Raw genomic sequence first — 24,862 nt, forward strand, 5'->3', positions numbered from 1 at the left:
GGAGAATCATCATGCAATATCAGCATGGCGGTGATGTGTATAGTTACAGCGAGCAATTCCCCGGAACGACTCCGCTGGACTTTTCTGCCAATATCAATCCGCGCGGAATTCCCGCTCGTGTACGTGCTGCAATGCACGATGCAATCGATCTTTGCACGCAGTATCCCGATCCGCATTGCAGAGCTTTACGAAAAGCGTTGGGGCAGCGCTGGCAATTAGATCCCAAGTATTTCTTTTGTGCCAACGGTGCAGCAGAGATCTTTTATCGTCTGGCCACCTGTCTCAAGCCCTCGCGTGCACTTCTGACTGCGCCCACCTTCGGCGAGTATGAAATGGCACTGCATCCTACTGGATGTGACATCGACTTTTTCACATTAAGTGCCTCGGAGCAGTTCCGGGTTACCGCACGTATTCTGGATCAAATTACAGATGATTTATCCCTCTTGATTCTCTGTAATCCCAATAACCCAACCGGCTGCACGATTGATCCTCAGCTTTTGGTTCAAATTATTGAACGGTGTCGAGCACATCAGACATGGCTCATTCTGGATGAATGTTTTGGAGATTTTCTGCTGGATGCACACGCACATGAAATGCGCTCCTGGCTAGATCAATATGATCGTCTCATCATCGTTCGTGCATTTACCAAAATGTATGCCGTTCCTGGAGTGCGGTTGGGCTGGTGTATGACAAAAAACGTGGATTTAATCGCTCAGTTATCCACTTCCGGTCAACCTTGGAATGTCTCGGTAATTGCACAAGCATGTGGCGTGGCTGCATTAGAGTGCACCGATTGGGAAGAGCAAACTGCGTCTGAAATCGCCAAATCACGACAAGCTCTATCCTCTGCACTATCCAATTGCGGACTTCAGATATTTCCCGGCGAGGCAAACTATCTGCTTTTTTACTCCGACTGTCACAACTTGCGAGAACGCCTAATGCCGCACGGTGTCTTGATTCGCAGCTGTGCAAATTATCGCGGACTCGGCCAAGGCTATTACCGTGTTGCAGTTAAATCGGATGCAGATAATCAAATTTTAATTCAAACCATTTCGGAGGTGCTGACGCATGGCAGCTAAAACAATCATGATACAGGGAACTGCATCGAATTCCGGAAAAAGTATCCTAACCGCAGCTCTTTGCCGTATCTTCAAACAGGACGGCTATCGCGTTGCTCCATTTAAGTCGCAGAACATGGCACTCAACTCCTATATTACAGCCGACGGTCTAGAAATGGGCCGTGCACAAGTAATGCAGGCAGAGGCCGCTGGAATTGCTCCGGATGTTCGAATGAATCCTATCTTGTTAAAGCCTACCAGCGATGTTGGCTCTCAAGTCATTCTTTGCGGCAAAGCAATCGGAAACCGTACTGCAAAAGAATATTGGAGTGATAAAAAAGCGCTGCGCCCCTTTATTCAGCAGGCCTTCGACAGTCTGGCAAATGACTATGATATTATCGTAATTGAGGGTGCCGGCAGCCCGGTAGAGATCAATCTCAAACAAGATGATCTGGTCAATATGGGAATGGCAAAGATGGCACATGCTCCTGTTTTGCTCGTAGGCGATATCGATCGCGGCGGTGTATTCGCCTCGCTGTATGGTACGGTAAAGCTTCTGGAACCGGACGAGCAAGATCGCATTCAAGGTCTGATTATCAATAAGTTCCGTGGTGATCTGGAAATTCTCCGGCCCGGACTCACTGATCTGGAACGATTAACGGACAAGCCTGTCGTTGGTGTTGTGCCTTACGCACATTTAGACATTGATGATGAGGACAGTTTATCCGAGCGTCTAACTGCAAAGGATTCTTCCAAGGCCGCACTGCAAATCGCAGTCATTCGTCTGCCACATCTGTCGAACTTCACCGACTTCGCATCTCTGGAGCGCATGTCCGCAGTCTCTGTTCGCTATGTTAACACGCCAAAGCAGCTCGATGGTGTTGATTTCATCATCATTCCCGGCACCAAGAGTACGATTGATGATCTGAAATGGCTGCGCACCTCCGGGCTTGAAGCAAAGATTCAGCGTCTGCACCACGAGGGTACACCAGTGCTTGGTATCTGTGGCGGCTATCAGATGATGGGACGTCATCTGCACGACCCCGAAGGCGTAGAGGGCGGCGGCAGTATCGCCGGTTTGGGATTGCTCCCGACGGAAACCATCTTCCGCGCACAGAAAACAACAACGCAGGCAACCGGAAAAATTTTATCTCCCGGTGGTATTTTCCACAATCTTGCTGGTGTACCAACAGTCGGCTATGAAATCCACATGGGTGATACCACGCTGCTTGAAGGTGCCGTACCGTTCCAGCAGCTCATGCGCGGAATCGAGCTTGTCACCGATGGATGCTGTGCAGGGGATGCATACGGTACCTATATGCACGGTGTACTGGATACTCCGGAAGTTCTGGAGCCGCTCATCCGAGCATTGCTCGCCCGAAAGGGAATATCTGCAAGCGATATTACGGTATTTGATCCGGTACAATATAAAGAAGAACAATACGATAAACTCGCAGATATGGTGCGGTCGGCATTAGACATGGAGCGCATCTATCAAATTTTGGAGGCAGATTATGCGTGAAAACGGACTTGTCCACATTTATTGCGGTGACGGCAAGGGAAAAACCACGGCAGCCATGGGTCTCGCGCTGCGCAGCATTGGACATCGTAAGCCGGTCGTCATTGCACAGTTTTTAAAAGATGGCACCTCGGGAGAGTGTCGCTTTCTGGGTGCGCTCGATCAGGTAACCGTTCTGGCCGCAAACCCGGTTGGAAAGTTCTCCTTTGCTATGAATGACACCGAAAAAGAAGTGACCAAGAACGCGATTGTACGCACTTTTGAAGCTGCAACCCAATTTGCAGTCCGTGAACATGCATTCTTACTGATCCTAGATGAAGTCTGTGCTGCGATTACCTGCGGATTCCTGGAAGAAGAACGTGTTCTCTCGTTCTTGCAAAACAAGCCGGACACACTAGAAGTGGTCATGACCGGCCGCGATCCATCCGAGCGCTTACAGGCCGAAGCCGACTATATTTCCGAAATCTGCAAGCGCAAACATCCATTTGACCGCGGTATTGCCGCACGGGAGGGTATTGAACAGTGAATCCTATCATAAAACCTTCGGACATCGAAAAGAAAAGTTTTTCCATCATCACACAAGAATTAGGCGATCGCACCTTTCCTGCCGGTCAGGAAGAAGTCGTAAAGCGCGTCATTCACACCACAGCAGATTTTGACTACGCGGACAATCTTTGTTTCTCTGAGAATGCAATCGGATCGGCAAAAGATGCCCTGTCTCATGGTGCGACTATCATTACCGATACCAACATGGCAATGTCTGGCATCAATAAAACGATTCTGTCCAGTCTTGGCGGACAAGTTTGCTGCTTTATGGCAGACAAACAAGTGGCTGAAGAAGCCAAGTCGCGTGGCGTAACCCGTGCGATTGTCTCCATGGAACATGCTTCCAGACTGGATGGTCCTCTGATTTTTGCAATTGGCAACGCACCGACTGCACTGATTCGCCTGCATGAGCTGATTGAACAGAGTGTATGCCATCCCGCACTGGTTGTTGGCGTTCCGGTTGGATTTGTCAATGTTGTAGAATCCAAAGAACTGTTTATTGGCGGAACTACACCTTATATTATTGCACGCGGCCGCAAGGGCGGAAGCAATGTCGCCGCTGCAATTATCAATGCTTTGCAATATCAACTGGTAAAAAGAGAGGGTTTTTAACCGATTATGACAAAACGAGCACTTGCAATTATCAGCTTTGGTACAAGCTATCCCGATGCCCGCCATGCCATTGAGGTTTTGGAACAGTCTCTGGCCAATTCCATGCCGGGTTACGACTTTTATCGTGCATTTACCTCGGGCATGATTATCCGAAAAATCGAACGGGAAGAGGGCATTCATATTCCCAATCCTGCAGAGCTCATGGAGCAGCTGCAAGAAGCCGGATATGAAGAAGTCATTTGCCAAAGTCTGCACGTCATTCCCGGTCTGGAATATGAAAAAATGTGTGCACAAATCCGGCAGGCCGCAGGACAGATGACCGTCAAGATTGGTCAGCCCATGTTGACTTCACAGGAAGATTACATTACAGTCTGTCAGGCGCTGCTTAGTGAGATGCCCGCACTCGCAGCCGATGAAGCCTATGTCTATATGGGGCACGGAACCGAACATGCCGTCAATGCGGCATACAGCCAGATTGAAAACACATTCCGCTTTTTAGACGCAGAGCGTGTTTATGTTGGTACGGTTGAAGGCTTCCCAGCACTCGACTACGTACAAAAACGCTTACGTGCACACAACATCCGTAAGGTCTGGCTTGCACCTTTTATGATCGTGGCGGGTGACCATGCCCAAAATGATCTGGCCGGAGAAGAAGAGGACAGCTGGAAATCTATTCTGACCGCAAAAGGGTACGAAGTCGAAATCGTTCTGCGCGGACTTGGCACCATTCCCGGCATTGGTGAACTGTTCATTTCTCACTGTCAGGATGCACTGCGCGAAATCTGATAAAAAAATCCTTCCTGCATACACGCAGGAAGGATTTTTTGTTTTCAGGGCTTGAGCGCCACTTTAATGACATGGTCTCGTCTGGATTCAAACAGTTTATACGCTTCTATCGCCTTCGATAGGGGATATACGTGCGTCAAAAGCGGCGTCACATCAATTTCACCGCGTGCAATATGCTCTAAAATAACCGGACAGTCCGAGGCATCTACGCCACCCGTCTTGAAAACCAGATTTTTTCCATACATATCGGGCAGCGGCAGCATCTGAGCTTCATCATACATTGCGACAACACACACTACCGCATTGGGACGTGCTATCTTCCACGCAGTCTGAAACGTATCCTTCGCTCCCGCAACTTCTAAAACAACATCAGCCCCACGTCCATCGGTCAGACTGTGCAGAAGGGAAGTCGGGTCTTCCTTGGTCGGATCAATCACAAAATCCGCTCCCATTTGTTTTGCCAGCTGTAAACGCTCGGTATCAGGATCTATAACAACAATATGTCCCGGGTGATAGAGGCGTACACATTGCAGCGTACACAAGCTGGTCGGGCCTGCGCCCAGAATTGCAACTGTATCACCTGACTGAATTTCACTGATTTTTGCCGCCCAGTAGCCAGTTGCCAGCAAATCTCCTGTAAATAAGACCTGCTCATCGGTCAAGCCATCGGGGATGTGATTTAATCCGTTCTGTGCAAACGGAACACGAACATAGGCCGCCTGTCCGCCGTCAATCCGGCATCCCAGAGCCCAGCCGCCGTGCGGATCGGTGCAATTATTAACCCAACCTCTTTGGCAGAAAAAACACTCTCCACAGAACGTCTCTACATTGACCGTAACACGATCACCAACCGAAAATCCTGTAACGCCCGCACCCAGCTGATCGATGACACCCACGATCTCATGTCCAACAATGGTGCCTGGCACTGCGCGCGGTACACTGCCATGTTTAATGTGCAGATCGCTCGTACAAATTGACGCCAAAGTGACACGTATAATTGCGTCGGTCTCGCTTTGCAGATGAGGAATCGGTCGCTCTTCCAAACCGAATTTTCCCGGTGCCTGAAATACAACAGCCTGCATAGTTTGCTGACTCATATCATAACCCTCCCATCTATATAACTCTATTATCACACACATGACGCCCAAAGGGAAGATTGTTATATTTTATTTACAATTTAGATGTACAATTTTATGGGAGAAATGATACAATAACATATAATGGTTTGCTCCATTCATATAGAAAGGAAATCAGGTGAGCAAAAATGGATTTTAATCGTAAAAACATGCAGCATCTCATGTTTTTGATTGCCTTTGGCATCATTTTATTTTTAGGTCTGCAAAATATCAGCGTATGGACAGGAACTATCAGCACCATATTTCGGTTTTTGATGCCCTTTTTGATTGGGTGTACCATCGCATTTATCATCAATGTACCAATGCGGGCAATCGAACATACGCTATTCACAGATAAAGTCACAAGAAACCATTCTATTCTTCGCAAATTACATCGCCCCATCAGCCTTCTGATCACACTCATGCTGATCGTTGGCATCATTACCCTGATGGTTTTCATTGTGGCACCTCAAATCGCAAACTCGATCGGCACACTCAGCGCCTCTATGCCGGGATTTATTGCCCAGATTACAAAATGGGGAAATGATCTGATCGAACGCTATCCGGCAATCACCGATTATGTAAACAGTTCAATTGATACACTGCGTCAAATCAACTGGACGGAACAGCTGCAAAATCTTCTGGATTTCCTCAAAAACGGTAATCTTTTGGATAATACGTTCTCTGTTGCATCCTCCATTATCGGCGGCATGACAAATGCCGTTATTGGATTGATCTTTGCATTTTATCTGCTGCTGCAAAAAGAAAAGCTTGCTGCACAGTGCAAAAAGATCATGTATGCCTGGTTCCCGGAGCACCCTGTAGATACTGCATTGAATATCCTGCGTCTGACCCAGCGTACATTCTCCAATTTTATTTCTGGTCAATGTTTAGAAGCATGCATTCTGGGTATGCTGTTCTTCGTCTCCATGTCGATCTTCCATTTTCCCTATGCAGCTGTCACTAGCGTTGTCATTGCCTTCACGGCACTCATTCCGATCTTCGGCGCATTCTTTGGCTGCTTTATCGGTGCATTCCTCATTCTGATTGCCAATCCCATGCAGGCTTTGTGGTTTATCATCCTGTTTTTGGTCCTGCAGCAGATTGAAGGCAATCTCATCTATCCGCATGTTGTGGGAAGCTCGGTTGGTCTGCCGTCCATTTGGGTTCTGGTCGCTGTGACCACAGGTGCCAGCACCATGGGTATTCTGGGCATGCTGATCAATATTCCGCTGTTTTCGGTCATCTATGCACTCATTCGCCGCTATACCTACAATCGTTTGGCCAAGCGAAAAGTACCACAGGACAAGCTGCGGTGAGTTCTTGAACTTTCTGTGAAAAGATAATATGGGCTCTTGATTTTTATGTGCATTGGGATTATCATAATATCGTTAGCACTCGAGGTGTCAGAGTGCTAAACCCATTTATTTTATTTACATCACAGAGGTGTTTTTCATTATGGAAAAGAAACAGTTCCAAGCTGAGTCGAAAAGACTGCTCGATTTGATGATCCACTCGATCTATTCTCACAAGGATATTTTCCTGCGCGAGTTGATCTCGAATGCTTCGGACGCGACCGATAAGCTGTATTATCATGCAATGCAGCAGGGACAGACCGGTATCCTGCGCGATAATCTGCCCATTACTATTACCATCGATAAAGATGCCCGCACATTGACCGTATCTGACCACGGCTGCGGCATGTCGGTTGCAGAGATGGAAGAAAATCTGGGTACCATTGCGCATTCTGGTTCCTTGCAGTTTAAGCAGCAGAATGACAAGCAGGACGATATCGATATTATCGGTCAGTTCGGCGTTGGCTTCTATGCTGCATTCATGGTTGCATCCAAGGTTGAAGTTGTCTCCCGTGCACAGGGCGCTGATACTGCAAACCGCTGGGTTTCCGACGGTGCCGATGGATACACCATTGAACCCGCAGAGCGTGCTGAAGTTGGTACCGATATCATTTTGACCCTGATGCCGGACAATGAAGGGGACAAGTACAGTGAGTTCCTCGAGCCTTACCGCATTCAGGAGCTGGTAAAGAAGTATTCTGATTACATTCGTTATCCCATTCAGATGGAAATGCCGCGTTCGCGCCAGAAGGAAGGCTGCGATCCGGAAAAGCCGGAATGGGAAGAATACATGGAACTGACCACGCTCAACTCCATGATTCCGTTGTGGCGCAAGTCCAAGTCCGAACTGAAGGATGAGGACTATAACCAGTTCTACAAGCAGAAGTTCTTTGATTATCAAGACCCGATTCACCATATTCACATGTATACCGAGGGTTCGGTTACCTATCATGCGCTGCTGTATATCCCCAGCCATGCACCTATGAACTATTACACCAAGGACTACGAAAAGGGCTTGGCTCTGTACTCTAACGGTGTGCTGATTATGGACAAGTGTGCCGATCTGCTGCCCGATTACTTCAGCTTCGTTCGCGGTCTGGTCGACTCGGCCGATCTGTCGCTGAACATTTCCCGTGAGCTGCTTCAGCATGACCGTCACCTCAAGCTCATCGCAGGTGCGCTCGAAAAGAAGATCAAGAACGAGCTTGCATCTATGATGAAGAACAAGCGCGAGGACTACGAAAAGTTCTTCCAGGCCTTTGGCTTGCAGCTCAAGTATGGCGCATACATGGATTATGGCATGCACAAGGATTTGCTCCAGGATCTTCTGATGTATCATACTGCGGATTCGGATAAAATGCTGTCTCTGGCAGAGTACACCGAGCAGATGAAGGAAGAGCAGAAGTATATTTATTACGCATGCGGCGAAACCAAGGCAAAGATCGAGCTGCTGCCGCAGATGGAGCGTCTGCGCGACAAGGGATATCAGGTTCTGTGCCTGACCGACAGCATTGATGAGTTCTGCATGAAGATGATGCATGACTATCAGGGCAAGGAATTCAAATCCATTTCTGACGATGATCTGGATCTGGAAACTCAGGACGAGAAGGAAGAGATTGAAACCCTGACCAAGGAGTATCAGTCTGTTCTGGATACGATGAAGCAGGCACTCGGTGAAAAGGTCACTGCCGTTCAGTTCACCAGCCGTCTGAAGAGCCATCCCTGCTGTCTGACCACCAAGGGTATGCTTTCTCTGGAAATGGAAAAGGTGCTCAATCAGCAGCCTGGTCAGGAGAAAATCCATGCAGAACGTGTTCTGGAACTCAATGCAGAGCATCCGATCTTCCAGAAGCTCAAGACCGCTAACCAAGATACGCTGGCAAAATATGCTGCTGTTCTGTATGCACAGGCACAGCTGATTGAAGGTCTGCCGCTGGAAGACCCGGTTGCTTACGCAAATACCGTCTGCGAACTGTTGGTATAATCACAATTCACGAGAGGTTAGGGACAGGAATTGGATGAGATGAATCAAAAATTACTTTTTATCATAAATCCGCACGCCGGAAAAGGTGCCATCCAAAATTCTGCACTGGGCTGTATCGATATCTTCGTAAAAGCCGGGTTCGACGTTACAGTATATACAACCCAAAAGCCTCTGGACGCTACCAATATTGTCATAGAGCGTGCGGCACAATTTGACCGCATTGTGTGTGCAGGTGGAGATGGAACACTCAACGAAGTTGTGACCGGTCTTCTGCAGCACACCGACCGTATCCCGCTGGGCTATATTCCGGCGGGAACGGTAAATGACTTTGCTTCCAGCTTGGGTATTCCCAAGCATCCGTTGGAAGCCGCACAAATTGCTGCCACCGGCGTGATACGGCAAGTGGACATTGGCCGCTTTGCCGACCGCAATTTTTGCTATATTGCAGCGTTCGGAGCCTTTACCAACGTATCCTATACCACACCGCAAGCACAAAAAAATCTGCTTGGACGAACCGCATATATTTTGGAAGGCATCAAGTCCCTGCCGCATTTAAAACCTTATCATATTCGAATTGAGACTTCCTGTGGACAAAGTCTGGAAGATGAACTCATCTATGGCATGGTCTCCAACGCCACATCCATCGGTGGGTTTAAAGAACTCACGCCGCACGATGTCCGCATGGATGATGGACTGTTTGAGGTTGTATTGATTCGCCAGCCCAAAAATCCGCTGGATTGGCAGACCATCTTTAATGAATTGATGCAATCAAAAGGGGATTCTAAATTCCTCTTGCGCTGCAAGGCATCCAAGCTCCAGATCTTCTCTGACGAAGAGATTCCCTGGACACTGGACGGAGAATTTGGTGGAACGACCAAAAAAGTGGGAATTTCCAACAATTACCGCGCTTTAAGCATTTTAACTGCTCCAAAAACCGTAAAATCGACTGATTGAGCAATCAATCAGTCGATTTTTCTGATTTCATCACGCTTGCAGTTTGCATTTTTGTTTGTTATACTATCGCTATACTTTTAAAAATATAACGAATGAAGGGGCGCGATTTTCCATGAAAAAAAGATTGGCAGTACTGTGTCTTGCAGCGATGACTTTAACCGCTTGCGGCAATAGCAATACGCAGACAGATGATGCTTCGAATGCTGCGGCATCGACCGATCCCACCGAAGTAACCGTATTCGCAGCCGCATCGCTCACAGAATCGCTGAATCAAATTAAGGAAGTCTATGAGTCCGAACATCCGGAAGTAGAGCTGGTATATAATTTTGACTCTTCCGGTACGTTACAGACTCAGATCGAAGAGGGTGCCGTCTGTGATCTGTTCATCTCCGCTGGACAAAAGCAGATGGATGGTCTGGGTGATCTGGTCAAGAGTGACTCTCGTGTAGATCTGCTTGAAAATACCGTCGTTCTGGTTGCGCCCAAGGGTGCGGAAAACGCTCCTGCTTCATTTGAAGATCTGGCAAATGTATCTTCCATCGCACTGGGCAACTCTGACGTTCCGGTTGGACAGTATTCCGAAGAAATCTTAAAGTACATGGGACTGTGGGACGGCCTGAACGCAGACGGCAAGATCACGTTCGGTTCCAATGTAAAGGAAGTTACCTCGCAGGTTGCAGCAGCGGCTGTTGACTGCGGCATTGTTTATCGCACCGATGCTGCCAGCGAACCGGAAATTGAAGTCGTTGCAACTGCACCGGCCGAGTCTTATTCTCCGGCCATCTATCCTGCTGCTGTTTTGACCAATGCGACACAGGCAGAAGAGGCACAGGCATTTCTGGATTACCTCAAGACCGATAAGGCAATGGATGTATTTGCATCGGTCGGCTTCTCGCGTCCGGACGAGGCTTAACACCGTCATCATAAAATAGGGGGAGTGTTCCTTGGATTGGTTTCCATTATGGAACTCGCTGCGCATCGCCGCAGCAGCAACTGTCATCACATTTTTTCTGGGCATTTTTGCCGCATATCTGGTTTGTCATCTGCCGCGCAGTGTAAAAGGAATCTGTGATGTCATTCTGACCATTCCAATGGTTTTACCGCCTACAGTTGTCGGTTTCTTCTTGCTCCGTCTGCTTGGTCCGAAGGGTGTCATTGGTTCGCCACTTTTGGAATGGTTTGATCTTCGAATCATTATGACCTGGCAAGCTGCTATTTTCGCAGTCATCATCGTCACGTTTCCGCTTATGTATCGAACGACGCGCGGTGCGTTTGAAAGCTTTGACCCCAATATTCTGGATGCCGCGCGTACGCTCGGATTATCCGGCCGATATATCTTCTGGCGAATTTTACTGCCGGGATGCAAACAAGGTGTATTTGCCGGCATGATTTTAGCATTTGCACGCGGACTAGGTGAGTATGGCGCAACCAGCATGGTCTCCGGCTACACGCCCGGTCGTACGGCGACCATTTCCACGACCGTATATCAGCTATGGCGCGAGGGAAATACCGATCTCGCATATCGCTGGGTATTTGTCAATCTGGCCATCTCATTTTGCGTACTTATGGCCGTGAATCTCATGGAACGCAAACGGAGGAAGCCATAATGTCAATCTTTGTCGATATCGAAAAAAACTTAGACGGCTTTCGGTTAAATATGCAGCTCGAAGCCGATAACATCCCGATTGCCTTGCTGGGCGCTTCTGGCAGCGGCAAATCCATGACGCTGCGCTGTATCGCGGGTGTGGAAAAACCCGATCGCGGAAAAATCGTAATCGACGGGCAATGTGTATTTGACAGTGAGAAAAAAATCAATCTTCCGCCGCAAGAACGCGGTACCGGATTGCTCTTCCAAAATTATGCACTGTTTCCCACCATGACAGTGCGTCAAAACATTATGTGTGGTGCACGCAGAAGTCGAAAATATACCTGTGTGGATGCGCTGATTCGGCAGTTCGGGCTGGAGAAATTGGACAAACGTCTGCCAAGTGAACTATCCGGCGGACAACAGCAGCGGGTTGCACTCGCTCGTATCCTTGCCAGTCAACCGCGCATTTTGATGTTAGATGAGCCCTTTTCCGCTCTGGATGCCTTTCTGCGCTGGCAAGTCGAGCAGCAAATGTCTGAGGTCATCGAGTCTTTCCCGGGCACTACCATTTTAGTATCGCACAACAGGGAAGAGGCTTATCGCTTGTGTCAAAAGATTGCAGTTGTGCAGGATGGAAAGACACATGGGCTACGCGAAAAACGCGAGCTGTTTTGTCATCCCCAAACGCAAGCAGAGGCACATCTGGTTGGCATGGAAAACGTGCTGGATGCACAACAACAAAGCGATGGCACAATTTATATTCCAGCCTGGAATATCTCGTTCACACCGCAGAATACAGTGCCAAACGTTCGCGCGGTCTCTGTCTCTGCACATGCTTTTACTTTGGAAGAGCCGCCATCAGACTACCTGACGGTGAACGGTTGTATCACACGCATTATGCACGGGCCTACAGATGCCATCGTTTTAATAACCCCACAACAGGGAAGTGGCGTCTTACACTGGCGTACCTGTAACACTTCACTGCAAAGAGATCAATTCATCCGGCTATATTTGCTACTGGATCAAATTCATTTGCTCACTGAATAAAATACGATGTATTGCAAAAGGCCATCATACAGTTTTCTGCTGTGTGATGGCCTTTTTTTCTGATGTTTTCGCTTTTGAATCGCAAAAACGATCAGGATAGATCAATTCATAGCCTTAAAATATGGTTATGAATTCACCTACATCTGCATAATTATATTAGATTTGACACTTTTTCTCTGTATCAGCGGTTGGTGCAAAAACTCATGCAGTCAATGCACTGCTGCGTGCAGGGATTGGCTTCATGCGTACCGATCGTGATGTGATCAAGCGCGCAGTAGTCTGCACCATTTGCATGATTTGCACACTGTTTCACAGTACAACGAATTGCTTTGTTCTCCATATTGGATTACCTCCTTGAAAACTTTATAAAAAGTATGTGTGAAATTGCTATACCATATACATCATGTCTCGGAAAAATTAAATTTCCGCATTGACAAAAATTGTATAAATGGGTATACTATAAACAATAATAATTCTTGTTCGAATGAGAAAGGAGACTTATTATGGCAAACTTAAAGGGAACAAAGACCGAAGCAAACCTGATGGCGGCATTCGCGGGTGAATCCCAGGCACGCAACAAGTACACCTACTACGCTTCCAAGGCGAAGAAGGATGGCTACGAGCAGATCGCACAGCTGTTCCTGGAAACTGCAAACAATGAAAAGGAGCATGCAAAGATCTGGTTCAAGCTTCTGCACGATGGCATTCCTTCTACGGTTGAAAACCTCAAGGATGCAGCTGACGGTGAGAACTACGAATGGACCGACATGTACGCAACCTTTGCAAAGGAAGCTCGTGAAGAAGGCTTCGACGATATCGCATTCCTGTTTGAGCAGGTTGGTGAGATCGAGAAAGAGCACGAAGCACGTTACCGCAAGCTGCTCGCTAACATTGAGGGCGGTCTGGTCTTCTCTCGTGATGGCGACATGATCTGGCAGTGCTCGAACTGCGGCCACATCGTTGTTGGTAAGCAGGCTCCGGAAGTATGCCCCGTTTGCGCACATCCCAAGGCTTATTTCCAGATCAAGGCTGAAAACTATTAAAAAATACTCCGCGTCCAAAGTTTCTCTGCGGACAAGGAAAATATCTTTTTTCGACATCGAAGCAGCGTAGGTTCCTGAGATGAAGTAAAATTCTGGTAGAAATCACAGCGCCCTGTCATCTATGTCACAGGGCGCTTTTATTATGCAAAAAGTGAGGAACTTCGATGGAAAACCGTATGGCAATTTTAGGCATCTTTATCCATGATATCGAGCAGAGCGAGCAAGTCAACGCGTTGCTGCACACTTATGGTCAATATATCATTGGCCGTTTGGGAATTCCGCATCGTGATCGGGAAGTATCCGTCATCTGCGTTGTTTTGGACGCTCCAAACGATATCATCAGTGCATTGGCCGGAAAGCTGGGCCGCCTGCCCGGTGTACAGGCCAAAGCACAATACGGGAAATAAACTTGCTGATTTTTTATTTCTTAGGAGGGTAATATACACATGAAGAAACGTTTGCTTGCACTGGCCGCATTTTTGGCCCTGACGCTGGCTGGATGCGGACAATCCGCACAGCCCCAGCAGGAGGAGGCTTCCACGCCGCCTGCGACAACCGAAGCTACCGAAACCGAAGTCACCGCCGGATACGAAGACGGTCTGGTTACTCAGGTTGCTTCGCTGAAGGGTCCGACTTCTATGGGTCTGTCTGCACTGATGACGTCTGAAAATGAACACTACGAATTCAACATCTACGCAGCCGCAGACGAGATCGTCCCGCTGGTTGTAAAGGGTGAGGTTGATATCGCTCTGGTTCCTGCAAATCTGGCTGCAACGCTGTACCAGAAAACCAATGGCGCAATTGAAGTTGCAAACATCAATACCCTGAGCGTTCTGCAGGTTGTAACTCCCGGTGACGTAGAAATGAGTGACCTGACCGCACTCAAGGGTAAGACCATCTATATGACCGGCAAGGGTACCACACCGGAGGCTTCTCTGCGCTATCTGATCGAAAAGAATGGTATGAGCTGGGATGATATGACCGTAGAGTTTAAGACCGAAGCTACTGAGGTTGTCTCTGCGCTGCAGACCGATCCGACTGCATTTGCGGTCCTGCCTGAGCCGTTTGCAACGGTCGCCATTCAGCAGCTGGACAACAGACACATTGCGCTTAGCCTGGGCGATGAGTGGGATCGTGTATCCGACAACGGCAGCCAGCTTGTGACGGGTGTCACCATCGTGCGCAAGGAGTTTGCAGAGGCACATCCGGCTGCAATGCTTCAGTTTGCAGCAGATGCCGCGGAGTCGGTCGCATACGTCAACGGCCATCCTGAGGGCGCTGCAACCAAGATTGAATCGCTTGATATTGTCAAGGCCCCGATTGCCAAGCTGGCAATTCCGCGCTGCAATCTGGTCTGCATGACCGGCGAAGAAATGCGCACTGCACTTTCCGGATATCTCGATGCACTTTACACCTTCGATCCGCAGATGATCGGTGGAAAGCTGCCGGATGATGCATTCTATGGCGCGTAAACATGTATTGGTAAGACTGACCGTCATCCTTTTTTGGGTGACGGTCTGGTCTGTTTTAGCCGCTTATTTACCGGATGTACTCTTTGCCGGTCCGATTGATACGTTGCGGTGCTTACTGAGGCAGATCCAAACGACAACATTTTGGATCTCTATTCTGCACTCGCTGTGTAAAATCACAATCGGCTTTGTTCTAGCGTTCCTCTTTGGCGCAATGCTGGCAATTGCAGGTTACTACATCCGTCCCATCGGCATCTTGTTGGAACCCGCCATTCAAATCATGAAGACCGTTCCCGTTGCATGCTTTATTGTTGTCGCTCTCATCTGGCTCTCATCGGCACACATCTCTGTTTTAGTCGCTTTTTTTGTTGTCTTTCCCGCGGTTTATATCAATCTGAGGCAAGGATTGCAGCAGGTCGATCGTTCTCTGCTCGAAATGGCACAGGTCTTTCGGGTACCGCGCCGAAAGAAAATCAAAGCACTCTATCTGCCGCAGGTCATGCCGTATTTACTCTCCAGCTGCCGTTTGGGTGTAGGCATGGCGTGGAAAGCAGGAATTGCCGGTGAGATCATCGGTCTGCCCGATCTATCCATCGGCGATCAGCTCTACCTGGCCAAACTATATCTCAACACAGACGAATTGTTTGCCTGGACAATTGTAATCATCTGCATTAGTCTGTTGTGTGAAAAAATCGTCGTTCGAATACTTCGCAGCGCAGAAACGCGCTGGCAGGGAGGACTCGCATGGAAATCCAATTTGAACAAGTAAGTAAGCGTTTTGGCCGAAAAATGGTCTTGGAACAGATTGATTGGCAAATCCATGACCATGAAATTTGGCGTATTGAAGGAGCCTCCGGTCTGGGAAAAACCACATTGCTGCGTCTCCTGATGGGACTAGAGCGTCCGTCTTCCGGCCAGATCATCACAAGCGAGTCTGTTCGCTTTGCACCAGTCTTTCAAGAGAATCGACTATTGCCCATGCAAAATGCAATCGAGAATGTTCGCTTTGTTTGTGATCTGGATACAGAACAAATACGCAGTCTATTATGCGAACTCATCGCACCTGAGGACTGTGAGCAGCCTGTCGGCACCCTGAGCGGTGGTATGCAGCGTCGCGTCGCCATCGCACGCGCGCTTGCCGTTCCTGCCGACATCCTTGTCCTCGACGAACCATTCACCGGATTGGACGAGACAAATATTGCCCGCACAGCGCAATGTATCTTAAAACATGCAGCAGATAAAACAATCATCTTGTCTTCGCATGTTGAGGTCAATGTTTTTCCGCAGGCAAAACACTTGCGTCTCGGATAAAATCCCGTTATAATAAGCTCACGAATATCATTTGACTACGGAAAGGGCGCTATCTATGCAAAAGGGCGAAAAGAACAAGCTCAAACTGTTGCTGATCGGCATTCAGGCTCGACTCAAACAAAATCGCGATTATTTCGTTTCTGCCGAATTTATCTTCAAATCCGGCAATAAAAAATTTAAAGCTGCGCTGAAGGCTGGCGAAGAAAACGATTATTTGCTGGTCTTTCAGGGAACCGAACGTCCGATTGACGCGGAGGAAGTGGTCTCCTTCTTTGACAAGCAAACCGAGCTGTATGACGACAGCACGCTTGTATATACCGAACGCGGTACCGTTATTACCATTACGGTCAATGCAAAGGGTGTATCTATGAAGCAGACCGAGCAGCAAGCTGCTCCGCAGGATGCCGCAGCTGTCAACAACCCGCTGCTTGACCACAGCCGAAAGTATCTGATTCAGGCTGATAAGGCTGCACCGCTGCTGCGTGAGATCGGCATTCTGACTGCGGACGGCAAAATCAAAAACGACATGATCCGGAAGTATAATCAAATCGATCACTATGTCGAATTGGTTGCACCCATGTTCGAGCAGGATGACAGCGAGGAAATTTTGTTGCTTGACTGTGCCTGCGGTAAGTCTTATCTGTCCTTTGTCATGAACTATTACCTGCGTGATGTGCTGCGCCGTCGCTGCCGTATCATCGGCATCGATATCAACCCGCACGTTGTATCGGAAAGCCAGAAGATGGCCAAGCGTCTGGGCTATCACAACATGGAATTCATTGCAGCCGATCTTCGTACCTATCAACCGCCCAAGCAGGTGACTGCCGTCATCTCTCTGCACGCGTGCGACATTGCGACCGACCTTGCACTCGGAACTGCAATCCGTGCCCAGGCAAAATACATTGCTTGCGTTCCTTGCTGTCACAAAGAGCTGCTTGACCAGTATCATATTCCCGGGCTGGAGCCACTGACCAAGTTTGGTGTGTTCAAAGCCAGATTCAATGACGTACTGACCGATAGTATGCGTGCACTCAAGCTGGAAGCCGAGGGCTACAAGGTATCCGTTGTAGAATACATTTCTCCGCTGGATACCCCGAAAAACCTGCTGATCCGCGCCACGCGAACCAATCGAGAAAATCCCAAGGCAAAGGCAGAATACGACAGCGTGCGTGCGCTGCTTGGCACCACTTCAGAACTGGATCGTCGCTGCGAAGCTAATAACGCCGATTTCTTTATCACAGATGAAGATTTAATCTGATTTAAGACTTATTTTATAAGCTCTGGAATATTCCGGAGCTTATTTTTTTGTATCACATATAAAAAGAGGCAGGCGCAGATGCGCCCACCTCTTTGACTTGGAAACTGTTTAGTTGCCGCAGCCACAGCCGCTGCGATTGGTATTGGATGCCGCAGAGCCACATCCACAGCTGCCGCTGCGCGTGTTGGAGCTTGCATTCGAGCTGCCGCACGAAGACGTACCGCAGGTAGAGGTACTGCGAGAAGTGTTGCAGCCACAGCCGCTGGACTCACGACGCGGCGGGAAGAATTCGTCGACCGGGAAATCAAAGCGAGAGAATACATCGCAGGGATCTTCCGAGCGGTCGCCGCCGATATTTTCACAGCAGTCTTTCTCCGGCATGCAGATATCAAATGCCGGCATGAGCAGCTGAATATCGCGTTCCAGCTTGATAATCGAGAACTGTCCAATGGTGACACGCAGCTGATTGCTTGCAGAATCAAGGGACAGGTCACGTCCGGCAAAGCAGCCGCAAATAGCACGCGGAACTTCACGCAGCTCGCCGCAAGTGCATGCGCATGCGCACGGCTGGGTGGGATAAACCACACGTGCTTCGAGCAGAATCGGCTCCACCGTCTCCAGCACTGCCGTCGGCAGGTTGGTGTTGCGCGCAAGCTGTACATCATCACCATCCGCTACAAACTGCGAGGAGAAGATGTGCGCACCGCCTTCGCTGCCAAACAGCATGCAGCGCTTATCATAGACAGCCAGACCTTCCAGAATACGCGGGCAGCCGATACCGGTGCATGCTTCAACCGATACCTTATAGAAGAATCGAATGTCTACGCTGTAAAAGCCACGACGGAATGCAACGGGCTCGACATCCATCACAGCCGAGAGCAGCTCTGCACATCTCGGCTTCACAGTGACCGCATTTCCCTCGATAAAGCACTGATCTTCAGTCGGCAGATACACACGCAGATCGCGCATGCAATCACGGCTCCGGCACTGATCATAGACCTTCTTGGTGTGAACACAAACAGCCTCTCGGAAACTGGCAGCACCGCTCAGGGGACCAGGACACATTTTTTCAGCCATAACAAAAACCTCCGTATGGAATGAATTAGAAGAAAACCTTCTATTTTAAACTATGCGGAGGTTCATATTACGTTACAGTGTTTGGAGGAAATCACGTATTCTGCTGCACGCCTCACGCAGATGCGCCATGGAATACGAATAGGAAATGCGTACATGTCCTGCGCCGCTCTCGCCAAACGCATCGCCCGGAATTACTGCGACATGCTGTTCCTGCAGCAGACGATTGCAGAATTCTTCCGATGTCAAACCGGTCGATTTGATGGAAGGGAAGACATAGAACGCGCCATGCGGCTCAAAGCATTCCAGACCCATACTGCGCAGCTCGCTGACCAGAAAACGGCGACGAATATCATACTGACTGCGCATGTGGATAATATCATCATCACCGGTACGAATCGCTTCAATACCCGCAAACTGTGCCGTCGTCGGCGCACACATAATACCGAACTGATGGATCTTGCAGATCGATTTCATCAATTCTCTCGGGCCCATTGCCCAGCCCAAACGCCAGCCGGTCATCGCATAAGATTTCGAAAAGCCGTCAATCACAATGGTGCGTTCACGCATACCATCAATCTGCGCAATGCTTACATGCTCGCCCTGATAGGTCAGCATACAATAAATCTCATCCGAAAGCACAACAATATTGGTATCTCGGAGCACATCTGCAATTGCTTCCAGCTCCTGACGATTCATAATCGCACCAGTCGGATTGTTGGGGTAGGGCAGAATGAGTGCCTTGGTCTTGGGCGTAATCGCTGCGCGCAGACGCTCGGGTGTCAGTTTGAAGCCTTCCTCTGCAACGGTCGGAATCGCAACCGGTACACCGCCTGCCAAAGTCGTCAAGGGGGTATAGCATACGAAACTGGGCTCCGGAATCAAAACCTCGTCTCCCAGAGAAACGATTGCACGCAGAGCATTATCGATTGCCTCACTGCCGCCGACCGTCACAACAATCTCATCATGCGGGTCATAAAACAGGTCATATCTGCGCAGCGCCAGTCCTGCAATCTCATCACGGAGCTGCTGAAGACCCCAGTTTGAAGTATAGAAAGTTCGTCCTTTTTCCAGCGAAGCAATGCCTGCGCGGCGTACCTGCCACGGTGTTTCAAAGTCAGGCTCACCAACGCCAAGCGAAATGACATCCTTCATCGTAGATGCCAAATCAAAAAACTTTCGAATGCCCGACGGTTTGACCGCCTGCACCCGCTCGGAAAGCACTTTGGAATAATCGATCATATTACATCATTACCTCCCGACTATCAACTTCGCTCGGGTCAAAAGTCACTCCCTGTTCCTTGTATTTTTTCAGGATGAAATGGGTACCGGTAGACAGCACATTCTCCATCGGTGCCAGCTGTTCGGATACAAAGCGTGCCACTTCGCGCATAGTACGGCCGGAAATGATGACCGTCAGGTCAAAACCACCCGACATCAGATACACGCTCTCAACCTGATGGTGCGAATAAATCTGACGCGCGATCTCATCAAAGCCCATGCCCTTCTGAGGCGTGATCTTAACCTCAATCAGTGCCGTGACCTGTTCACGCTCGGTCTTATCCCAGTCGATGACCGTCTTATATCCTAAAATCGTGTTATTCTTCTCCAAGTCTCGCAGGATGGCTTTGACATCCGCAAGATCCATCTGCGCCATATCTGCCAGCTGTTCCGGAGTCAGACGTGCGTCTTGTTCGAGCATCGTTAAAATCTTTTCATGTTCATTCATTGTCAGGATACCTCCCAATTATGTCAAAGTAGGGAAGCGGACAGCCGCTTAATAGTGTTATTATACTCCATTTTTTCGCAAAAGGAAACCAAGGATTTTTAAATTCTATTGCGTTTCTATTGCAAAGAGGATAAAATGAGTATAGGTATTTTGAAGGAGTGCTTCCCTAGATGGAATTTACAGGATTTTGTCCGCAAGGACTAGACCTATTGATTGAAAATCGCATGATGGATTCGCCCGATTTTTATGAGGCGCATAAAGCAGACATTAAGCGCCTGGCAATCGAACCTTTCTATGCGTTATGTGAACGGATGCGGGAGGATATGCTCCTGATTGATCCACTATTCGTGACTGCCCCTTCCCGTATGGTTTCCCGTGTGCGTCGAGATACGAGATACACCAAAGATAAAACACTCTATCGCGCTAATTTGTGGCTGTTTTTCCGCCGTCCGCGCGCACAGTTTGAGGAAGTTCCTTTTTATTATATGGAACTTGGGCCTGATTTTTGGCGCTACGGCTGTTGGGGTGGCTTCGGACGAGGCGAAATGGCAGAAGCGCGCGATATGATTCTGCGAGAGGACAAACTGTTTCTGGATGCTTACCGTGCAGTACAAACCGTACCTGAAATGCACCTATCCGGAGAATTATATAAACGTCCCAAGCATCCCGAGGCAAAGGAGATTTATCAGCCGTGGCTGAACCGCAAACAGCTGGGGATTGATTTTGAAGAAACTCAAAATTTTGACCCGGTGTTTGACGGCAGCTTTGTTCCTCTGATGCTCGAGCGTTTTGCCAAATTGGCTCCGTTCTATCATTTTCTCTGCACACTGCGTGACCGCGCGAAGATTGGACAGGGGGGACGTGCATGAGATATGTCGCAATGGACTTTGAGACAGGCAACAGCTATTATACCAGTGCCTGTTCTATCGGATTGGCTTACTATGAAGACGATCAACTGGTGGGAACCGAAACATTCCTAATCCGTCCGCCTGACTCCGTAGGTAAGTTTCATTGGTATAATGTCAAAATTCATGGTATCAAACGCTCTCATGTAAAAGATCAGCCGACCTTTGACGAAATTTGGCGTAAAATCCAAGACAAGGTTGATGGCAGTGTCATTGTTTGTCACAATGCGGTTTTTGATACCGAAGTGTTATGCCGCTGTCTGGAGTTTTACAACATTCCGCTTCCGACCTGTCAGTATATCTGTACGGTCAAGGTTTCTCAAAAAGTATGGCCTGATTTGGAAAACCACAAACTAAACACCGTTGCAGATGCTTTAGGCATTACGCTGAACCATCATGAAGCTGGTTCTGACGCACATGCCTGTGGGGAAATTTTGCAATGTGCCCTGCGCGAGACGAATTGTGCCGACGCGCAGGCTTTGGCGGAACATCTTGGTATGCAGCTCGGTGTGATTTCACCCGCAGGGCGGCGACAGTGTTCCTCTGCAAAGAAGTCCGGGACTGAGAGAAAATCACATACCGGCAGGCATCGAAAAACCGCATCCAATGCGGTACAAGGGAAAGGGGAAGATCAATGATGCAATCGATCACCTGTAAAAAATGCTGTGAAAAGGTAAATTTCCTGGTGAAATATTTACTGGCTCGCGCGCGCACCTTCAGCATTCTGGATTTCGCAATCTTCAAAACTTGTTTGGTTTGCTTCGGCGCTTTTATCGCCACGGTATTCTCCAAGCAGGCAAAAAAATTCAAATTCTTGCTTTTCATCGGCTTTCTTGCATCTTGGGTCTATCTGATCTGGCGACTCTTTTTCCAAGATGACACCACAAATCAGAACTAATAAGGAGTACCCAGGTTATATTTCATGAAAAGTCCATTTCAAAATCAATATTTCCGTGTTGCTGTCTCTGCATGGCTTGTTATTGTAATGAGCATTTTATGCTTCTTTACATTTTATAAGCTTGATACAATCAAAGAAATCCTCGGACAGCTGTCTTCTATTTTACGACCGTTTACGTTCGGATTCGTTGTCGCCTATCTGCTGCTTCCTATTTTTAACACGCTCGTGCGTAAGACCAATCCTTGGTTTTCACGTGTTATTCGCAATCCCAAAAAGGCAAAAAGTTTCAATAAACTGTTCTGCAGCTTGATCAGCGTCACCTTCTTCCTGCTCATTGTTGTGGCATTGCTCTCCATGGTACTTCCGCAGCTGGCAGAGAGCGTTATGGGTCTGTTAGAAAAACTGCCCGAATACCTCAACCGCACCGAAGAATGGCTGACCGTACACCTGTTTTCCAACAATCCCATTCTTGAAGGAAATGTACAGCAATTATATGCTTCTGTTTCCTCCTCTCTCATGGAGTGGGCAAACACCCAGTTGGTACCTCAGCTGTTAGAGGTCATGCGAGGAAATTTTGTGGGAAGCTTTGTATCCAACACCATTTCTTTCCTCAAAACGGTATTGGTTGGTTTTATCAGTGCCGTTTACATGCTCAACAGCAAGGATACCTTCTCTGCGCAGGGTAAGAAACTCATTTACAGCATGTTCCATACCGATACCGCAAACGTGATTCTGGAAAATATCCGTTTCGTCCACAAGGTCTTTGGCGGATTTATCACGGGTAAATTGCTGGATTCTCTGATCATCGGTTTGATTACATTCTTTGCAATGTCTATTCTGCAAATGCCGTATGTTCTGCTGATTAGTGTCATTATCGGTGTGACCAATATCATTCCGTTCTTTGGTCCCTTCATTGGCGCCATTCCCAGCACGCTGCTGATCATTTTGGTTAGCCCGCTTCAGGGTGTATATTTTGTTATCTTCATCCTCATCCTGCAGCAGTTCGACGGAAATATCCTCGGTCCCAAGATCTTGGGTGACTCTACCGGTCTGGCTAGTTTCTGGGTTATGTTTGCCATTCTGCTGTTTGGCGGTATGTTTGGTTTTGCCGGTATGGTCGTTGGTGTCCCGCTGTTTGCTGTTATTTACAGTGCAGTTTCCGGACTGGTCAACCGTTCTCTCGGAAAAAAGAAGCTGTCTGTCCAAACGGCTGACTATATTACCCTCGATCATATTGATGCGGAAAGCGGCGAAATGATCCCAATTACCAAGGATACCATAGCGCCTACCGCGGTAAAACTGGAGCGTTTTAAGCGCCGCAAGCCCTCTGAGCACGACGATACTAAAAAGTAATTGTGCAAAAAGCCCTCTGTTAAGTCACCCTCACGCTGGAACTTTCAGAGGGCTTATCTTATAAAAATGTTTCATGATGGCTGTCATTTCCAACTTTTCCGCGCGTTCGCGATTGTTCGTAATGCAGATTGCAAAACGTAATGCCGATCAAGGCGGAAAATTTAGATGATTTTTTTGCAAACTTTTGCACACAGTTATTGAGATTTATGCACAAGTTGGTGTATAATATGAGAAGAGAGTTCTAAGGAGGTTATTGGAACTATGTTAGAAAATCTGATTGCAACCCTGAAAGCTGATCCGCGTACTATCGTTTTCACCGAAGGTCCGGATCCCCGTATCCTGGAAGCTGCTTCCCGCCTGAAGAAGGACGGCATCCTGACTTCTATCCTGATCGGTAATGTCGACGAAGTCAAGGCTGCTGCTGAGAAGTGCGGCTTCGACATCGAGGGCATCGAGATCATTGATCCTGCAACCTATCCGGAAATGGACGCTATGGTCGCAAAGATGGTAGAGCTGCGTAAGGGCAAGATGAGCGAAGAGGACTGCCGCAAGGCTCTGTCCAAGGGCAACTACTTCGGCACCATGCTGGTTAAGATGGGCAAGGCTGACGCTCTGCTGGGCGGCGCAACCTACTCGACCGCTGATACCGTTCGTCCGGCTCTGCAGATCATCAAGACCAAGCCGGGCAACAAGATCGTTTCTTCCTGCTTCATTCTGCACCGTCCTGCTAAGGATGGCGGCGATGAGAAGTACGCAATGGGCGACTGCGCAATCAACATCAATCCGGGTGAGGATGATCTGGTTGAAATCGCAATCGAGACCGCTCGCACTGCAAAGGCATTCGGCATCGATCCCAAGGTTGCTATGCTGTCTTACTCGACTCTGGGCTCCGGCAAGGGCGACACCGTTGACATGATGCGCAATGCAACCGCTAAGGTCAAGGAAGCTGCTCCGGATCTGGCTGTCGACGGCGAGCTGCAGTTCGACGCTGCATTCTCTCCGGTTGTTGCTCAGACCAAGTGCAAGGGTTCTCCGGTTGCTGGCCAGGCAAACACCTTCATCTTCCCGGACATCAACGCTGGTAACATCGGCTACAAGATCGCTCAGCGTCTGGGCGGCTTTGAGGCATTCGGTCCCATTCTCCAGGGTCTGAACGCTCCGATCAACGATCTGTCTCGTGGCTGCAACGCAGAAGAAGTCTACAAGATGGCTATTATCACTGCCGGCCTGAAGTAAGTTTCAGGGGTGTAGGAATCCA

Annotated in this window: 27 protein-coding genes; 22 read left to right on the forward strand and 5 right to left on the reverse strand. The window is 48.6% G+C overall.

What is annotated here, in order from left to right:
• Positions 1-11: 11 nt before the first annotated feature.
• From cobD to B5F17_RS03680, 5 genes are read left to right on the forward strand one after another with little or no spacing between them, the layout of a single operon-like run.
• The gene (cobD, locus tag B5F17_RS03660) at positions 12-1,079 is read left to right on the forward strand and encodes a threonine-phosphate decarboxylase CobD (protein ID WP_087370939.1); all 1,068 of its coding nucleotides are present in this window, start codon (positions 12-14) and stop codon (positions 1,077-1,079) included.
• A complete protein-coding gene (locus tag B5F17_RS03665; protein WP_087370942.1) occupies positions 1,069-2,580 on the forward strand; it encodes a cobyric acid synthase in 1,512 nt (503 codons plus the stop codon). Before cobD ends, B5F17_RS03665 begins: the two co-directional genes overlap by 11 nt.
• On the forward strand, positions 2,573-3,103 hold the full coding sequence (locus tag B5F17_RS03670) for a cob(I)yrinic acid a,c-diamide adenosyltransferase (protein ID WP_087370945.1): 531 nt from the start codon (positions 2,573-2,575) through the stop codon (positions 3,101-3,103). The genes B5F17_RS03665 and B5F17_RS03670 overlap by 8 nt, the downstream gene beginning before the upstream one ends.
• Positions 3,100-3,735 carry a precorrin-8X methylmutase gene (locus B5F17_RS03675; protein ID WP_087370948.1) on the forward strand — a complete coding sequence of 212 codons (636 nt, stop codon included), beginning with the start codon at positions 3,100-3,102 and terminating at the stop codon, positions 3,733-3,735. Before B5F17_RS03670 ends, B5F17_RS03675 begins: the two co-directional genes overlap by 4 nt.
• A gap of 6 nt (positions 3,736-3,741) precedes the next feature.
• Positions 3,742-4,521 carry a sirohydrochlorin cobaltochelatase gene (locus tag B5F17_RS03680; protein ID WP_087370951.1) on the forward strand — a complete coding sequence of 260 codons (780 nt, stop codon included), beginning with the start codon at positions 3,742-3,744 and terminating at the stop codon, positions 4,519-4,521.
• 44 nt (positions 4,522-4,565) lie between these two features.
• On the opposite strand, the gene B5F17_RS03685 is transcribed toward B5F17_RS03680, so the two are convergent.
• The gene (locus B5F17_RS03685) at positions 4,566-5,603 is read right to left on the reverse strand and encodes an alcohol dehydrogenase (protein ID WP_407922586.1); all 1,038 of its coding nucleotides are present in this window, start codon (positions 5,601-5,603) and stop codon (positions 4,566-4,568) included.
• A gap of 215 nt (positions 5,604-5,818) precedes the next feature.
• Here B5F17_RS03685 and B5F17_RS03690 point away from each other — a divergent pair, with 215 nt between their 5' ends.
• From B5F17_RS03690 to B5F17_RS03715, 6 genes are all read left to right on the forward strand, one after another.
• Complete coding sequence (locus B5F17_RS03690; protein WP_275532112.1) at positions 5,819-6,955, forward strand: AI-2E family transporter; 1,137 nt, start codon at positions 5,819-5,821, stop codon at positions 6,953-6,955.
• 139 nt (positions 6,956-7,094) lie between these two features.
• Positions 7,095-8,975: a molecular chaperone HtpG gene (gene htpG / locus B5F17_RS03695; protein WP_087370959.1), complete on the forward strand. Its 1,881-nt coding sequence runs from the start codon at positions 7,095-7,097 to the stop codon at positions 8,973-8,975.
• Positions 8,976-9,014: 39 nt separating this feature from the next.
• A complete protein-coding gene (locus B5F17_RS03700) occupies positions 9,015-9,929 on the forward strand; it encodes a diacylglycerol/lipid kinase family protein (RefSeq protein ID WP_087370962.1) in 915 nt (304 codons plus the stop codon).
• 112 nt (positions 9,930-10,041) lie between these two features.
• Positions 10,042-10,842, forward strand: a complete 801-nt coding sequence (modA, locus tag B5F17_RS03705; RefSeq protein ID WP_087370965.1) for a molybdate ABC transporter substrate-binding protein — start codon at positions 10,042-10,044, stop codon at positions 10,840-10,842.
• A 31-nt stretch (positions 10,843-10,873) separates the two neighbouring features.
• A complete protein-coding gene (modB, locus tag B5F17_RS03710) occupies positions 10,874-11,536 on the forward strand; it encodes a molybdate ABC transporter permease subunit (RefSeq protein WP_016146737.1) in 663 nt (220 codons plus the stop codon).
• The gene (locus tag B5F17_RS03715) at positions 11,536-12,564 is read left to right on the forward strand and encodes a sulfate/molybdate ABC transporter ATP-binding protein (RefSeq protein ID WP_087370967.1); all 1,029 of its coding nucleotides are present in this window, start codon (positions 11,536-11,538) and stop codon (positions 12,562-12,564) included. The genes modB and B5F17_RS03715 overlap by 1 nt, the downstream gene beginning before the upstream one ends.
• 181 nt (positions 12,565-12,745) lie before the next feature.
• Here the strand turns inward: B5F17_RS03715 and B5F17_RS03720 are convergent, their stop codons facing one another.
• The gene (locus B5F17_RS03720) at positions 12,746-12,904 is read right to left on the reverse strand and encodes a DUF1540 domain-containing protein (RefSeq protein WP_016146735.1); all 159 of its coding nucleotides are present in this window, start codon (positions 12,902-12,904) and stop codon (positions 12,746-12,748) included.
• A gap of 163 nt (positions 12,905-13,067) precedes the next feature.
• Here B5F17_RS03720 and rbr point away from each other — a divergent pair, with 163 nt between their 5' ends.
• The 6 genes from rbr to B5F17_RS03750 all read left to right on the forward strand — a co-directional run bounded on the left by rbr (position 13,068) and on the right by B5F17_RS03750 (position 17,645).
• Entirely contained in the window at positions 13,068-13,607 is a 540-nt protein-coding gene (rbr, locus tag B5F17_RS03725; protein ID WP_087370971.1) for a rubrerythrin, read from the forward strand.
• Positions 13,608-13,771: 164 nt separating this feature from the next.
• Positions 13,772-14,014, forward strand: a complete 243-nt coding sequence (locus B5F17_RS03730; protein WP_016146733.1) for a TM1266 family iron-only hydrogenase system putative regulator — start codon at positions 13,772-13,774, stop codon at positions 14,012-14,014.
• A 39-nt stretch (positions 14,015-14,053) separates the two neighbouring features.
• Positions 14,054-15,079: an ABC transporter substrate-binding protein gene (locus B5F17_RS03735; RefSeq protein WP_087370974.1), complete on the forward strand. Its 1,026-nt coding sequence runs from the start codon at positions 14,054-14,056 to the stop codon at positions 15,077-15,079.
• Positions 15,069-15,845: an ABC transporter permease gene (locus tag B5F17_RS03740; protein WP_162608065.1), complete on the forward strand. Its 777-nt coding sequence runs from the start codon at positions 15,069-15,071 to the stop codon at positions 15,843-15,845. Before B5F17_RS03735 ends, B5F17_RS03740 begins: the two co-directional genes overlap by 11 nt.
• Positions 15,821-16,387, forward strand: coding sequence for an ABC transporter ATP-binding protein (locus tag B5F17_RS03745; RefSeq protein ID WP_087370981.1), 567 nt, complete (start codon positions 15,821-15,823; stop codon positions 16,385-16,387). Before B5F17_RS03740 ends, B5F17_RS03745 begins: the two co-directional genes overlap by 25 nt.
• Positions 16,388-16,442: 55 nt before the next feature.
• On the forward strand, positions 16,443-17,645 hold the full coding sequence (locus tag B5F17_RS03750; protein ID WP_016146729.1) for a class I SAM-dependent methyltransferase: 1,203 nt from the start codon (positions 16,443-16,445) through the stop codon (positions 17,643-17,645).
• Between the two features lie 108 nt (positions 17,646-17,753).
• Here the strand turns inward: B5F17_RS03750 and B5F17_RS03755 are convergent, their stop codons facing one another.
• The 3 genes from B5F17_RS03755 to B5F17_RS03765 all read right to left on the reverse strand — a co-directional run bounded on the left by B5F17_RS03755 (position 17,754) and on the right by B5F17_RS03765 (position 20,448).
• Positions 17,754-18,722, reverse strand: a complete 969-nt coding sequence (locus B5F17_RS03755; RefSeq protein WP_206396694.1) for a hypothetical protein — start codon at positions 18,720-18,722, stop codon at positions 17,754-17,756.
• Between the two features lie 72 nt (positions 18,723-18,794).
• Positions 18,795-19,961 (reverse strand): aminotransferase class I/II-fold pyridoxal phosphate-dependent enzyme, encoded by a 1,167-nt coding sequence (locus tag B5F17_RS03760; protein WP_087370984.1) that lies wholly within the window; start codon positions 19,959-19,961, stop codon positions 18,795-18,797.
• A gap of 1 nt (position 19,962) precedes the next feature.
• Positions 19,963-20,448 (reverse strand): Lrp/AsnC family transcriptional regulator, encoded by a 486-nt coding sequence (locus B5F17_RS03765; RefSeq protein ID WP_016146726.1) that lies wholly within the window; start codon positions 20,446-20,448, stop codon positions 19,963-19,965.
• Between the two features lie 170 nt (positions 20,449-20,618).
• On the opposite strand from B5F17_RS03765, the gene B5F17_RS03770 reads away from it, so the two are divergent.
• The 5 genes from B5F17_RS03770 (at position 20,619) to pta (ending at position 24,840) form a co-directional block, all read left to right on the forward strand.
• The gene (locus B5F17_RS03770; protein WP_087370987.1) at positions 20,619-21,317 is read left to right on the forward strand and encodes a DUF2461 family protein; all 699 of its coding nucleotides are present in this window, start codon (positions 20,619-20,621) and stop codon (positions 21,315-21,317) included.
• Complete coding sequence (locus B5F17_RS03775) at positions 21,314-21,991, forward strand: 3'-5' exonuclease (RefSeq protein ID WP_087370989.1); 678 nt, start codon at positions 21,314-21,316, stop codon at positions 21,989-21,991. Before B5F17_RS03770 ends, B5F17_RS03775 begins: the two co-directional genes overlap by 4 nt.
• On the forward strand, positions 21,988-22,251 hold the full coding sequence (locus B5F17_RS03780; protein ID WP_087370992.1) for a hypothetical protein: 264 nt from the start codon (positions 21,988-21,990) through the stop codon (positions 22,249-22,251). The genes B5F17_RS03775 and B5F17_RS03780 overlap by 4 nt, the downstream gene beginning before the upstream one ends.
• An 87-nt stretch (positions 22,252-22,338) precedes the next feature.
• Positions 22,339-23,604 (forward strand): AI-2E family transporter, encoded by a 1,266-nt coding sequence (locus tag B5F17_RS03785; RefSeq protein WP_242825610.1) that lies wholly within the window; start codon positions 22,339-22,341, stop codon positions 23,602-23,604.
• A 261-nt stretch (positions 23,605-23,865) separates the two neighbouring features.
• A complete protein-coding gene (gene pta / locus B5F17_RS03790) occupies positions 23,866-24,840 on the forward strand; it encodes a phosphate acetyltransferase (protein WP_016146721.1) in 975 nt (324 codons plus the stop codon).
• Positions 24,841-24,862: the final 22 nt, after the last annotated feature.

The sequence above is a fragment of the Butyricicoccus pullicaecorum genome (assembly GCF_002160355.1).
In the GTDB taxonomy this organism is placed as follows: Bacteria; Bacillota; Clostridia; order Oscillospirales; family Butyricicoccaceae; genus Butyricicoccus; species Butyricicoccus pullicaecorum.